This is a genomic window from Rhizobium vallis, from assembly GCF_003985155.1.
GTDB classification, from domain to species: domain Bacteria; phylum Pseudomonadota; class Alphaproteobacteria; order Rhizobiales; family Rhizobiaceae; genus Rhizobium; species Rhizobium vallis.
Window position 1 is genome coordinate 42,498 of the sequence record NZ_ML133705.1, and the last position, 12,503, is coordinate 55,000.

At 63.0% G+C, this 12,503-nt stretch carries 12 protein-coding genes and 1 pseudogene; 9 read left to right on the plus strand and 4 right to left on the minus strand.

The window, feature by feature from the left end:
- Positions 1-14: 14 nt before the first annotated feature.
- Positions 15-935: a phytanoyl-CoA dioxygenase family protein gene (locus tag EFQ99_RS32205; RefSeq protein WP_126925030.1), complete on the minus strand. Its 921-nt coding sequence runs from the start codon at positions 933-935 to the stop codon at positions 15-17.
- Between the two features lie 97 nt (positions 936-1,032).
- On the opposite strand from EFQ99_RS32205, the gene EFQ99_RS32210 reads away from it, so the two are divergent.
- The 6 genes and pseudogenes from EFQ99_RS32210 to EFQ99_RS32235 form a co-directional block, all read left to right on the plus strand.
- Positions 1,033-1,857 carry a helix-turn-helix transcriptional regulator gene (locus tag EFQ99_RS32210; RefSeq protein ID WP_126925031.1) on the plus strand — a complete coding sequence of 275 codons (825 nt, stop codon included), beginning with the start codon at positions 1,033-1,035 and terminating at the stop codon, positions 1,855-1,857.
- 241 nt (positions 1,858-2,098) lie between these two features.
- Positions 2,099-2,422, plus strand: coding sequence for a hypothetical protein (locus tag EFQ99_RS32215; protein WP_245441626.1), 324 nt, complete (start codon positions 2,099-2,101; stop codon positions 2,420-2,422).
- A 442-nt stretch (positions 2,423-2,864) separates the two neighbouring features.
- Entirely contained in the window at positions 2,865-3,371 is a 507-nt protein-coding gene (locus tag EFQ99_RS32220; protein WP_126925033.1) for a GNAT family N-acetyltransferase, read from the plus strand.
- 250 nt (positions 3,372-3,621) lie between these two features.
- Complete coding sequence (locus EFQ99_RS32225) at positions 3,622-4,365, plus strand: SDR family NAD(P)-dependent oxidoreductase (protein ID WP_126925034.1); 744 nt, start codon at positions 3,622-3,624, stop codon at positions 4,363-4,365.
- Positions 4,362-5,270 (plus strand): RNA polymerase sigma factor, encoded by a 909-nt coding sequence (locus tag EFQ99_RS32230; RefSeq protein ID WP_126925035.1) that lies wholly within the window; start codon positions 4,362-4,364, stop codon positions 5,268-5,270. The genes EFQ99_RS32225 and EFQ99_RS32230 overlap by 4 nt, the downstream gene beginning before the upstream one ends.
- Before the next feature lie 52 nt (positions 5,271-5,322).
- Positions 5,323-5,493: pseudogene (locus EFQ99_RS32235) on the plus strand (ornithine cyclodeaminase family protein); the annotation flags it as partial.
- A gap of 47 nt (positions 5,494-5,540) precedes the next feature.
- On the opposite strand, the gene dapB reads toward EFQ99_RS32235, so the two are convergent.
- The 3 genes from dapB to EFQ99_RS32250 form a co-directional block, all read right to left on the minus strand.
- Complete coding sequence (dapB, locus tag EFQ99_RS32240) at positions 5,541-6,323, minus strand: 4-hydroxy-tetrahydrodipicolinate reductase (RefSeq protein WP_126925036.1); 783 nt, start codon at positions 6,321-6,323, stop codon at positions 5,541-5,543.
- 429 nt (positions 6,324-6,752) lie between these two features.
- Positions 6,753-6,968, minus strand: a complete 216-nt coding sequence (locus EFQ99_RS32245) for a hypothetical protein (protein WP_126925037.1) — start codon at positions 6,966-6,968, stop codon at positions 6,753-6,755.
- Positions 6,969-7,103: 135 nt separating this feature from the next.
- On the minus strand, positions 7,104-7,424 hold the full coding sequence (locus tag EFQ99_RS32250; RefSeq protein ID WP_425376296.1) for a metalloregulator ArsR/SmtB family transcription factor: 321 nt from the start codon (positions 7,422-7,424) through the stop codon (positions 7,104-7,106).
- A 185-nt stretch (positions 7,425-7,609) separates the two neighbouring features.
- Between EFQ99_RS32250 and EFQ99_RS32255 the strand changes: the two genes are divergently transcribed.
- The 3 genes from EFQ99_RS32255 to EFQ99_RS32265 all read left to right on the plus strand — a co-directional run bounded on the left by EFQ99_RS32255 (position 7,610) and on the right by EFQ99_RS32265 (position 12,155).
- Positions 7,610-8,563 carry an acyl-CoA desaturase gene (locus tag EFQ99_RS32255; RefSeq protein ID WP_126925039.1) on the plus strand — a complete coding sequence of 318 codons (954 nt, stop codon included), beginning with the start codon at positions 7,610-7,612 and terminating at the stop codon, positions 8,561-8,563.
- A gap of 76 nt (positions 8,564-8,639) precedes the next feature.
- Positions 8,640-9,788, plus strand: a complete 1,149-nt coding sequence (locus EFQ99_RS32260) for an alpha-hydroxy acid oxidase (protein ID WP_126925040.1) — start codon at positions 8,640-8,642, stop codon at positions 9,786-9,788.
- 378 nt (positions 9,789-10,166) lie between these two features.
- Positions 10,167-12,155, plus strand: coding sequence for an ABC transporter ATP-binding protein/permease (locus EFQ99_RS32265; RefSeq protein ID WP_126925041.1), 1,989 nt, complete (start codon positions 10,167-10,169; stop codon positions 12,153-12,155).
- The last annotated feature ends 348 nt before the right edge of the window (positions 12,156-12,503 follow it).

Sequence of the window (12,503 nt, forward strand, 5' to 3'; positions counted from 1 at the left end):
TCTCCGTCTCCAAGCTACAGCATATCCCCCAAGCTCCAATGGTTGCTCCAGCGGGCGTCGATTTCGTCGTCGACGTTCTGGTAGCGGATGTCGGTGGAGAGGCGGAGCCGCCGGGCGCGGTCCTCGTTGGTGGTGGCGGCGTGGATCATGTAGGGGGAGTGGAGCACGACGTCGCCGGCCTCATAATCGGCGGCGAGCCAGCGCCTGTCGAAGCGTTCGGCCATGGCGGGAAGATCCTTCGAGACCCAGCCGCCTTCGGCCATGTGGCTGTTATAGGCACTGATCCGCTCCTCCGGGGTGAGATCGCCGCTGCGGGCGCGGAATTCGGCCTCCATGCCGCGGCCGAGCGCGTGCGAGCCTTCGAGATAGACGAGGCCGCCCATTTCGGCCGGGATGTCGCCGATCGGGATCCAGGCGGTAACGAGCCGGCTGGTGCCGCCGCGAAGATAAACCAGGTCGTAATGGGCGGGCGTTGCCATCGTCGTGCCGGGCTGGACGTAGCGCATCAGCTTGCGCTTGTGCAGGTAGGAGATGCCGCCGAGAAAATTGTCCATGAAGCGTACGAGAGGCGGCTGCGCGCAGAAGCCTTCATAGGCGGCGGAGCGGACGATCGACATCAGCCGGCGGTTGGCGAGGTTCCAGTCGACGCCCTCGGCGGCGGCGATGCCGAGCGAAAAATCGTGGCCCGGCTCCAGAAGGCCGGTCTCGGCGAGGCGGGCGAAGACCCAGCCGCGGAAATCGATCACGTCAGCCCGCGGCAGAAGCCCCTTCAGCCAGACATAGCCGTGCTCTTCGTAGCGGGCGCGGATGGCGTCGATGCCGATTGCGGGATCGGTCGGCGTGAGCCAGCCGAGCCTTTCTGCCGGCAGCGTCCTGCCGTGCGCGGCAAGCGTAACCTCGGGCTCACGGGCCTCGGCGTTCAGGGCAATTGACATTTCATCCATCCCTCGCTTGAGTTCTCCTGCCTTCAATTAGCTGACAGCATGGGGTTGATGCCATGGAGGAAAATCCAAGCTGGATTTTTCGCTCATCATGAGAGACGCCGAGGCGCTTTATCGATCGCCGCTCGGCAGCACCGGCGGGCTTGCCGTTACCGGGAGCGGTCGGCAGCATGCGCGCCATGCAGTCATGCAGAGGAAACTGCCGAGCTTCGCGGTCGTGCTGGTGGAGCGCGGGCAGGGGTTTCTGGAAACCGCAGCCGGCGGACGCCAGCGCGTGGCGGGGCCTTCTCTCTTCTGGCTGTTTCCGAACCGCACGCATTCCTATGGTCCCGACGAGGCAGGCTGGGATGAGCGCTGGGCGCTGTTTGAGGGCTCGTTCACGCGGGATTTCGTGCGGCTGCGGCTCTTTGCCGAGCGCCAGCCCATCGTGGCGCTACGCCAGCTCGAGGAGATGGTGCGGCTCTTCGGCCAGCTTCATGCCGATCTCGCCGACGACACCAATCTCGGGCAGGCCTCGGCGGCATCGACGCTGCACCGCATCGTAATCGCTGCCGCCAGACAGGCGAGCGGCGAGGTGGGCCGGCGCGAAAGCGAGGCTGCGATGGGCGAGATCGTCGAGACCCTGCGCGGCCGGGCGCTGCAGCCGCTCGACCTTGCCGGTTTCGCCGCCGAGCACGACATGTCGCCCGCCACGCTGCGGCGGAAATTCGTTGCCGAAACGGGCCTGCCGCCCAAGGCCTTCCAGCTTCGGGCACGCATGGACCACGCCAAGCAGCTGCTCGTCACCACTGATGAAAAGATCGAAACCGTCGCCGCCATGATCGGCATGGACGATGCCTTCTATTTCTCTCGCGTCTTTCACGACCGCGAAGGCTGCAGCCCCCGACAATTCCGGGCGCGGCACCGCAGGAGCTGAACAGCCAGGGCGGCGCCGGCCGCGCTTCTCGCCTTTACCGCGACGATCAAGATAAAATCGAGCATAGCGGGAGATGCTTCGTAAATCTTTCCAATAACGGCCTTATTTTCACTGTCCATTTCTGAAGCTGCTTGGTTTCACTTAAAATCTATTTGCCTTTTCTGTAAGTATCATTCAATAATGCTAAAATATCATTCGCGCTGCTTTCAAGGCAGCTCTGTCAGTCGGCGAGGGATATGCATTGAAATATTTCTTTCTCTATGCGCTGGTGTGCGCGGTGGTCGGGATACTTCTTCTCGTCGTCGTCCGTCATATTACGCCGTTCGACATGGAAAGGCTTGGCGATCAAGCGTCCCTGGAACCGGCGGTCCAGCCGGACAAGCTGGTCGTTCGGTCAACGCGGGCACCGGCGAGCGGCCAGCCGGCGGCTGGGACGACCGGCCAGCCAGTGCCTGGCCAGCTGTCATCCGACCGGCCAGCCGTCAGCACGGATCAATGGGATCTCCGGCCCACCGATGAACCGACCGTCCGCAAGGGCGGCCGGGTGAAAATTACGGCGCAGTGATCTGGAAGGGGGCGCTCGCGAGGGCGCCTGATTTGCCTTTCGCTTGCCAGTCAAGGCGCTCGTCGCTTTCGCTCCTCACCCCCCTCATCTGCCTGCCGGCATCTTCTCCCCGCTGGGGCGAAGAGACGAGCCGCGAGCTTCGCGTCCCAAAGCATGCTTCCGACAAGAACGAGACGCCGCCACGAGTCTTCTTCGCCCCAGCGGGGAGAAGATGCCGGCAGGCAGATGAGGGGGTGAGCGACGGCAGGAGCGAATGCGCGAAGCGCAATCAATGGCATTCCCCTAAGGGCCCGTCGGCGGGATCGCCGCGACATTGCATCCATCGAGGCTGGAAGCTCGATCGGCCCCGGCATGCCGCAGCACGCTCTTCGCCATCGTTTCCGAGTTGCATTGGCCGGAGCCGGCTGCAATGACATAGCTCCTAATCCCAGGAGGCCATCGGATGGATACAGGCGGCGTGACGATCAGGCTCATCGGCGCAGACGAGGTGGAGGCTTTCCGGCAGATCCGCCTGGAGGCGCTTCGCACCGAGCCGGCCTCTTTTGCCAGCCGCTATGAAGATTGGGAGGTGCTGTCTCTTGAGGAGTGGCGCAATCGGCTGAACGAGCCGGTTTTCATCGCGTTCCAGGATGGCGCGCCCGTCGGCATCATGGGCCTGTTTCGGCAGCGGTCGAGCAAGATGGCCCACCGCGCCACGATCGTCATGGTCTATATCATCAGCAGATTGCGCGGAACCGGCCTTGCCGGCAGACTGCTGGAGGCGGTCTCCGATCACGCCCGTGCTGCCGGCATTTTACAGCTGGAACTCTTCGTCAGCGCGGAAAACCCTGCGGCGATCCGCTTCTATCAGCGGCAGGGTTTTGCCGAGATCGGCCGGATTCCCGGCGGGGTTCTGGAAGAGGGCAGGGAGATCGACGACGTGATGATGGCGCGGCGCTTGGTGGGGTAGAAGCCGGAGCTTCGTCCTCCTCCGTTCCTGTCTGTCCACGAAGTGGGCATCGCAGGATCAAGTCGTACTCGCCGGTCCGTGTTGATCCGTTCCAGGCCGAAATCGATCACCGTCGAATTTCGGTCGATAGAGACTTTTAGACGCTGGCCCCCACAAATCTGAGATGGCGATGACTCCTTTCACCTCGTTGGAACGTCGTTGTTGCGACCGTCGTCGAGCGGTCGGACTCGACCCAAATGAGGACTGAGAGATGGATCTGGAAGGAAAGCGAATCGTGGTTGTCGGCGGGAGCCGCGGCTTGGGGAGGGGGCTCGCCGAAGCATTTGTGGCTCGCGCGGCCGAAGTCACCGTGGTCGCCCGAAACGCGGCTGCCGTGCGGGGGCCAGCCGAGCAACCGACTGTGACCGCCATATCGGCTGATGCAACCGATGTCGACGCGGCATGGCGGATCATGGAGCAGACGCGCCCCGATCTCGTCATCATGAATGCCGGTGCGGAACCGCCCATGGAACGGATCGACCGGATTGGCTGGGAGGCATTCACGACCAACTGGAATGTGGACGTCAAGGCGGCGCTGCACTGGGTACAGGCTGCTCTGACGTTGCCGATGACGCCGGGTGGGCTTGTCGTTCTGGTCTCCAGCGGAGCCGCCGTGCAGGGGTCGCCGCTATCGGGCGGTTATGCGGGAGCCAAGCGCGCGCAGTGGTTCATTGCAAAATATGCCGAGGGCCTGTCGGCGGAACTCGGCCTCGGTCTGCGCTTCCGGGTCATCGTTCCCCGGCAGATGTTTACCGGAACCGGTGTGGGCGATACCGGCATCGGGACTTACGCCGCGGCGGCGGGTCGGACATTTGCCGAACAGGCCGCCACCTGGCCTGATATGACGCCGCGGGCTTTTGGCGATATGGTCGCTGACCTGATCGGCAGGACTGATCTCGCCGAGGCCATGGTCTACGCGGTACATGGGGATACGGGTGTGACGGTCATCGAATGACAGAAGACGCTGCTCTCGAAGACGAAGAGAGGAAAACTCTGCTCGCAGCGCTCGCCAGCGAAGCGGACGCGCTTCGCCCCGAACTGCACCGCTATGCTGCTCGTCTGGTCGGTTCGGTGATCGACGGCGAGGATGTGATTCAGGACGCGTTTGCCAGGGTATTTGCGACGGCTGGCTCGATCCCGCCGGACACGCCGCTGCGACCCTGGCTGTTTCGCATCGTCCATAACAGAGCCATCGATGCGCTGCGCCAGCGCAGTACGCGCCGGGCGGAGCCTCTTGAGACGGCTTTCGATCTGGCCGATATCAGCGCCGTCGGCCCGGAGGACGCGTTGATCCGACAGGACACGGTGCGGGTGGCGCTTAGCCATTTTGCAGAATTGCCGGTGCCGCAACGCAGCGCGGTGATCCTCAAGGATGTGTTGGGAGAGTCACTTGCTGATATCGCAGCGCTGCTGGAACTGAGTGTCGATGCCGTCAAGGCCCATCTGTCGCGCGGTCGGGCGAGATTGCGCGCCATCTCCGACGTGCGCTCCGAGGTTTCGCCGCCGCCGAGTCCCGAGGTCCTGAACTTTGCAGCGCTCTTCAACGCCCGAGACTGGGACGCTTTGCGTCGCATGCTGGCGCAGGATGTTCGGCTTCGTCAGGCGCGACGGCCGGAAATCTCCGGTGCCGCCGACGTCGGTCGATTTTTCACCTATTATGCCGAATATCCGCCGGTCAGGATCGAACCGGCCTGGCTGGAAGGCCGGGAAATCTTGCTGGTATCAGCCGAACCGTCGGGCGGTCCTTCTTATTTCATGCTGCTCGGATGGCTGGGGCAAAAGATAAGCCTCATCCGCGACCATCGCTATGCGACCTATGTCATGGACGGTGCTGATGTAATGCTGGCCGCATCGCGGTGACCGACATTGATTAAAACGCGCTTTCTCGAACGAGAAACGCCGCGCCGCTTTCGCCGGCTCCGGCAACGAACAGCGCATGGCCGATCTCGCCGACATCATTGCAGGCAGTGCAAACGGGCGGGGATCGCCCGAGGATATCACGCTGTTCTGCTCGGTGGGCCTAGCCGGAACGGAAGTTGTCGTTGCTTCGGCCATTCTCGATATAGTGAGCGGGTCGGCATAGAATTTGATTCAAGGACGCGCTTCAAGCCTCTGTATTCAGCCGGCTTCTCAGCCCGCGCCCGGCGCCAGACCCAGCACATCCCGCATGCTGTATTCGCCCGGCGCGCGGCCTGCCAGCCAGCGGGCGGCGGCAAGGGCGCCGCGGGCGAACATGGCGCGGTCGAGGGCGGAGTGGGAGAGGGTGATGACCTCTTCGGCGGCGGCGAAGAGGACGCTGTGTTCTCCGACGATGCCGCCGGCGCGCAGCACGGCAAAGCCGATTTCGCCGGGCGGGCGCTCGCCGGTGATGCCGTCGCGGGCGCGCCGCTCGACGGATTCGAGCAGAACCCCACGGCCGGCGGCAGCGGCTTCGCCCAGCATCAGCGCGGTGCCGGATGGCGCGTCGATCTTCCCGGCGTGATGGGCTTCGAGGATTTCGATATCCCAGCCCTCAGCGGGAAGGGCGCGCGCGGCTTGCTCGACGAGGCCGACCAGCATGTTGAGGCCGATGGAGAAATTGCCCGAGCGCAGGATGGGGATGCGGCCGGCGGCCCCTGCAATCCGCTCCAGCTCATCCGGCTCGAAACCGGTCGCCCCGATCACCAGCGCCGGTCCGCCCGCTGCCGCGCAGAGACCCGCGAGTTCGGCCGCCGCGCTGCCGGTGGTGAAATCCAGGATCACATCCGCTACGCCGATCGCGGCCGCACGATCGATCAGCCCCGCACCCACGGAGCCCGGACGCCCGATGCCGCCGACGAACGCAAAACCCGGATCGGCCCCTAGCAAAGACTGGATGGCGCGGCCCATGCGGCCATTCGCGCCGGCGACGGCCATTTTGAGAGGTGAGGTCACGTTCTTTCCTTGTGGCGCAGAGCTGGTGAGGTCACTTGCTTTCCTTGTGGCGCAGAGCTTGGGCCTCGCGATTAGCGCAGTTCACGATTGGTGCAAAGGTGAATTGCCCGGAATTTCGATGGAGCTTTGCTGTGTATCTCGTTGAGTTTATCTGACGCCAGCGCACGCGTCTGATCCTTCGGGTGAGGGGTTCTTGAACATCGCCTGAGGGTGCAGCGCTCAATTATTGGGGTGCGCCAATCTCCAACGGACCTCATCCTGAGGTGCGCAGCCCGTAGGGCGAAGCCTCGAAGGACATGCCGCAACGACGCTTCTTGCATCCATTGTGAGGCAGCGCACCCGCCTCGCCCTTCGAGGCCCCTTACGGGGCACCTCAGGGTGAGGCTCTCTTGAGTGCCGGTCGCCTTTGATCGATGGAGTGTCCGGCGCTTACCAGTTGCCGGGATCGGCGGTGTGGTCGATGGCCGCGAATTCATCCGCCTTTTCCCGGTCGAGTCTCAGCTCCATCGTCACCTTCGCCTCGTCGGTCACCGTATAGCGGTCGGGAACCGGTTCTTTGGCGAGCTCCTGGTACATCAACAGGGCAGCCTCCTCGGCGGTGTCTGCCTCGATCTCGCGGGTGATGGATACGGTGAACTTGTGCATGGTTTCCGGCCTTCTCGTTGATCTCTCAGCCTGCGCAGTCTGACACGAGTTTCAAGGGCAGTAAAAGCGCGCGGCTTGAGAATTTGATTCAGGCAACGGCTTCAGCTGTTTGTTTTCATGCGCTTTGCCGTTTCTCTATTTCGCGCGGGCGCGCGCCTGGCTTTCCTTCTTGATCGGCCGGCCGACCGGGCAGACCTCCTGCACGAAGCCGTTGAGGACGTTGACGAGATTGTTCTCGATCAGGGAATAGTGGACGAACTGGCCTTGTTTTTCCCGTTTGATCAGCCCCGCGGTTTCGAGGACTGAAAGATGCTGGGACACAGCGGGTTTCGACATGCTGAAGCGGTCGGCGATTTCGCCGGCGGTCAGGCCCGATGCCGAGAGATAGGCAAGGATCTTGCGCCGCGGCGCGCTTGAGAGCGCGTGGAATACGCGCTGGGCGCCGCCGCCTTCCATTGAATCGTCCAAAGCCTCGTCTTCCAAATTCCAGTCTCCACGCTGCGTCATCGGCCGGATATAATTAAGCAATTAACTCATTGCTTAATCGTTCGAGGTGATGCAAAGTAATTAGGTAATTCCTTAAATACTGAATTGGCGGGTGGGGTTCAAGTGGAGAATCCGCCCGACGGGAAGGGTTTGCCATGAGCAGCATTTCAACGGGTCGTATGATCGACGACGACAGCGATCCCGTGACGGGCAGAGTGGTCTGGATGCCCGCAAAATCGATCTGGATCACCGCCATGACCTTGATCGCCATCATCGGCGGGCCGCTGACCTTTACCTGGAGCGCCTTTGCCGTCTTTATCCCGCTGACGGCCGTCACGATCTGCCTCGGCCATTCAGTCGGCATGCACCGGCTTCTAATCCACCGCTCGTTCCGCACCCCTCTCTGGATCGAGCATTTTCTCGTCTATCTCGGCACTATGGTCGGCATGGCCGGTCCCTTCGGCATGATCTACGCGCACGATATTCGCGACTGGGCGCAACGGCAGCGCGACTGCCATGACCTTTATGCGCATCGGCGGCCTTTCTTCATCGACGCCTTCTGGCAGATGCATTGCGCGGTCGTGCTGGATCATCCGCCCCGTTTCGTCATCGAGGAGCGGGTGCGGCGCGGCCGCTTCTATCGCTTCCTGGAGGCGACATGGATGGCGCAGCAGATTCCGGTCGCGCTCGTGCTCCTGGCGCTCGGCGGCTTGCCATGGGCCGTGTGGGGTATTGCCGTGCGGATATCGGTGTCGCTGACCGGACACTGGCTGGTCGGTCATTTCGCCCATCGTGGCGGCGATCAGGGCTGGAGTGTCGATCATGTTGCGGTGCAGGGTTATAACTTGCCGCGTTTCGGGCTGGTGACCTTCGGCGAGAGTTTTCATGGCAACCATCATGCCTTCCCGGAATCGGCGCGGCTCGGCATCGAGCCGGGGCAGCCGGATCTCGGCTGGCATTTCATCCGGCTGCTGGCAAGGCTCGGCCTGGCTTCTGCGATCAAGCTTCCCCACATGATCGTGGCGAGGGAAGGGCTGAGGCGCGTCAGAGCATCGGAAACCACCGCCGACGGTTATCCCCCGGCCCATATCCTGCCCGACAGGTCGTAAATCGCTCAATCCGGACTTGGCAAGGTTTCGAATCTTGCTTTAGGTTGCGGCCCGAAAAGCAACGGGTCGAGCAAAGATGCGCCTTAAGGACTGCTATAATTTTCATGATTTTCGGCGCATGGCCAAAGGGCGTCTGCCCGGGCCGATCTTCGACTATATCGATGGGGCGGCCGATGACGAGGTGACGTATCGGCGCAATACGGCCGCCTTCGAGAATTGCGATCTGGTGCCGGATGTTTTGCGCGGGGTGGCCGATGTCGATATGTCGGTGACTGTCATGGGGCAGAAGCTTGCCATGCCGGTCTATTGCTCGCCGACGGCGCTGCAGCGGCTTTTCCACCATCAGGGGGAGCGCGCGGTGGCGGCGGCCGCCGCGAAATACGGCACGATGTTCGGCGTTTCCTCGCTCGGCACGATCAGCCTGGAGGAAGCGCGGCAGATCAGCAGCGGGCCGCAGGTCTATCAGTTTTATTTCCACAAGGACCGCGGGCTGAACCGCGAGATGATGGCGCGGGCAAAGACCGCTGGCGTGCAGGCGATGATGCTGACGGTCGACAGCATCACTGGCGGCAATCGCGAGCGCGACAAGCGCACCGGCTTTTCCATTCCCTTCAAGCTCAATCTCGCCGGCATGACGCAATTCGCGATCAAGCCTTCCTGGGCGATCGGCTGGCTGACGCATGAGCGCTTCGCGCTGCCGCAGCTCGAAAGCCACGTCAAGATGGATGACGGCGCGCTGTCGATCAGCCGTTACTTCACCGAAATGCTCGATCCCTCCATGTCTTGGAACGACGTGGCTGACATGGTGAAGACCTGGGGCGGGCAATTCTGCCTGAAGGGCATCATGTCGGTGGAGGACGCCAAGCGTGCGGTCGAGATCGGCTGCACCGGCATCGTGCTTTCCAACCATGGCGGACGCCAGCTCGACGGCTCGCGCAGCGCTTTCGATCAGTTGGCCGAGATCGTCGATGCCGTGGGCGACCGGATCGACGTGATGATGGATGGCGGCGTACAGCGGGGAACGCATGTACTGAAGGCCTTGTCGCTCGGCGCCAAGGCCGTCGGCCTCGGCCGCTATTATCTCTTCCCGCTGGCAGCGGCCGGTCAGCCCGGCGTCGAGCGCGCGCTGGAGACGATGCGCACCGAAATCGAGCGCGGTATGAAGCTGATGGGCTGCACCTCGGTCAGCCAGCTGACGCGGCGGAATTTGCGGTTTCGGTCCTGATTTTCTTGCTGTCGCGGGTGCAAGAGGCGGCGTTGCGCGTGTCCTTCGAGGCTCCGGCCTTCGGCCTGCGCACCTCAGGATGAGGACCATTGGAGTGTGCCGCGCCAAGGCTTGAGAGAGCCTCACTGAAGTGCCGCGCAGGGGCCTGGAAGGGTGGGGCTCCGGCCTTTGGCCTGCGCACCTCAGGATGAGGACCGTCGGAGGGTGCCGCGCCAAGGCTTCAGAGAGCCTCACCCTGAGGTGCCCCGCCAGGGGCCTCGAAGGGCGGGGCGGGTGCGCTGGTGTGTGAGACCGCCTTATTTTCCCGACCAGCCAGCCAAAGCGATCTTCCACACCGGCATCATGAAACCTTTCGATTTCTGAGCCGTTGTCGGTGGCATGACCGACTTTAATTTGAAACCGAAATCGGTCGACGGCGCCGATGCGCAAGGTGCCGAGAAGTCGCGCAAAGCGAAGGCATCGACTGTTGAGGCCGGGCCGCCGCCCGAGGTCGAACCCGACAAGGACCTGACGCCCGAGGAGGCCGAGCAGGCGCGCAGGAGCTATTTGCTGCGGCGGTTCTGGATCAGCGCGCGCGGTTACTGGGCGCGCGGCGGCGATCGCTTCGCCTGGCCGTGCTCGATCGGGCTGCTTGTCATGATCGGCATGAATGTCGGCTTTCAATACGGCATCAATCTCTGGAACCGCGGGATTTTCGACGCGATCGAGCGGCACGATGCCGGCACCGTTTATTTCTTCGGCGCGGTGTTCCCGCCGCTCGTGCTCGGAAGCGTGGTGCTCGTCACCGCCCAGGTCTATGTCCGCATGATGATCCAGCGGCGCTGGCGCAAATGGCTCGCGACCTCGCTGATCGCCCGTTGGCTCGCAAACGGGCGCTATTATCAGCTGAACCTGATCGGCGGCGACCATAAGAACCCGGAGGCGCGCATCTCCGAGGATCTGAGGATTGCCACCGAGGCGCCGGTCGATTTCATTGCCGGCGTCATCTCCGCCTTCCTGTCGGCCTCGACCTTCATCCTGGTGCTGTGGACGATCGGCGGAGCGTTGAGCCTGCCGATTGCCGGATTCACGATCACCATTCCCGGCTTTCTCGTCGTCACGGCGGTGCTTTACGCCATCGTCACCTCGACGACAATCACCGTCATCGGCCGGCATTTCGTCAAGGTCTCCGAGGCCAAGAACCAGGTGGAAGCCGAGTTTCGCTATACGCTGACGCATGTGCGGGAAAACGGCGAGAGCATCGCGCTTCTCGGCGGCGAGGAGGAAGAGCGCAACGATCTCGACAAGACCTTCGGCAACGTGCTGAAGCAATGGGCGCTGCTTGCCCACCAGCATATGCGCACGACCTTCGTGTCGCATGGCTCGATGCTGATTGCGCCTGTCGTGCCGGTGCTGCTCTGCGCGCCGAAATTTCTCGAAGGCAGCATGTCGCTGGGCGAGGTCATGCAAGCGGCCTCCGCCTTCGCCATCGTGCAAAACGCCTTCGGATGGCTTGTCGACAATTATCCGCGCCTTGCTGACTGGAACGCCTGCGCGCGGCGCGTCGCCTCCTTGATGATGTCGCTCGACGGGCTGGAGCGCGCCGAACAGAGCGACGCGCTCGGGCGCATCAGGCATGGCGAAACGAAGGGCGAGGCGATGCTGAGCCTCAACGATCTTGCCGTGTCGCTCGATGACGGCACCGCCGTGGTCAAGGAGACCCAGGTGGAGATCGAGCCGGGGGAGCGGGTGCTGGTGTCGGGCGAATCCGGTTCGGGAAAGAGCACGCTGGTGCGCGCCATCGCCGGCCTCTGGCCCTGGGGCCACGGCAGCGTCGATTTCCACACCGACCGGCGATTGTTCATGCTGCCGCAGCGGCCCTATATCCCCGCCGGCACGCTGCGCCGCGCCGTCGCCTATCCCAATGCCGCCGACGGCTGGCCGCTGGAGGAGATCAAGGCGGCGCTCGATAAAGTCGGGCTCGAGTATCTGAACGACAAGCTCGAGGAGGAGGCGCCGTGGGACCAGACCCTGTCAGGCGGCGAAAAGCAGCGGCTCGCCTTCGCCCGCCTCCTCCTGCACAATCCCGATATCATCGTGCTCGATGAAGCGACCTCGGCGCTCGACGAGAAGAGCCAGGACCAGATGATGGCGATGGTGATCGAGGAATTGCCGAAGGTCACGATCGTCAGCGTCGCGCACCGCGCCGAACTCGAAGCCTTCCACAGCCGCAAGATCACGCTCGAGCGGCGCGAGGGCGGCGCAAAGCTCGTCAGCGATATCGATCTCGTCCCGCGCGTGAGGAAACGGAATGTGCTGCTGCGGCTTCTGGAGGATGGGCGGGCGTTGCCGAAGGGCAGGGTGGGGTTGCGGCGGAAAGGGAATTGACCGTGATATGGTGCGGGAGTTTGTGCGATGGGGCAATTTTCGAGCGGAAAGTTCGATGACCACTTGTAGTGCTGCGGATTTCCATGTGTTTGCGGCTTCGCCGCACCCCCTCATCTGCCTGCCGGCATCTTCTCCCCGCTGGGTAGAAGAGACGAGCTGCGAGCTTCGCGTCCCAAAGCATGCTTCCGACAAGAACGAGACGCCGCCACGAGTCCTCTTCGCCCCAGCGGGGAGCAACCATGTTTCAATTTTTCCGGTATTGTGGCGTCCATTCGGCCTTTCGAAAGAGGATCGAATTGGCGAGAACGATGAGTTTTCGTGCGACGGCGATGACGGCGCACAGGTGAT

Excerpts from the sequence above, each read along its gene's own strand:
- EFQ99_RS32220 (WP_126925033.1), top strand. The coding sequence starts at position 2,865 with ATGGATACAGGCGGCGTGACGATCAGGCTCATCGGCGCAGACGAGGTG.
- EFQ99_RS32255 (WP_126925039.1), top strand. The coding sequence starts at position 7,610 with ATGAGCAGCATTTCAACGGGTCGTATGATCGACGACGACAGCGATCCC.
- EFQ99_RS32265 (WP_126925041.1), top strand. The coding sequence starts at position 10,167 with ATGACCGACTTTAATTTGAAACCGAAATCGGTCGACGGCGCCGATGCG.
- EFQ99_RS32230 (WP_126925035.1), top strand. The coding sequence starts at position 4,362 with ATGACAGAAGACGCTGCTCTCGAAGACGAAGAGAGGAAAACTCTGCTC.
- EFQ99_RS32245 (WP_126925037.1), bottom strand. The coding sequence starts at position 6,968 with ATGCACAAGTTCACCGTATCCATCACCCGCGAGATCGAGGCAGACACC.
- EFQ99_RS32225 (WP_126925034.1), top strand. The coding sequence starts at position 3,622 with ATGGATCTGGAAGGAAAGCGAATCGTGGTTGTCGGCGGGAGCCGCGGC.
- EFQ99_RS32250 (WP_425376296.1), bottom strand. The coding sequence starts at position 7,424 with ATGGAAGGCGGCGGCGCCCAGCGCGTATTCCACGCGCTCTCAAGCGCG.
- EFQ99_RS32260 (WP_126925040.1), top strand. The coding sequence starts at position 8,640 with ATGCGCCTTAAGGACTGCTATAATTTTCATGATTTTCGGCGCATGGCC.
- EFQ99_RS32210 (WP_126925031.1), top strand. The coding sequence starts at position 1,033 with ATGAGAGACGCCGAGGCGCTTTATCGATCGCCGCTCGGCAGCACCGGC.
- EFQ99_RS32205 (WP_126925030.1), bottom strand. The coding sequence starts at position 935 with ATGTCAATTGCCCTGAACGCCGAGGCCCGTGAGCCCGAGGTTACGCTT.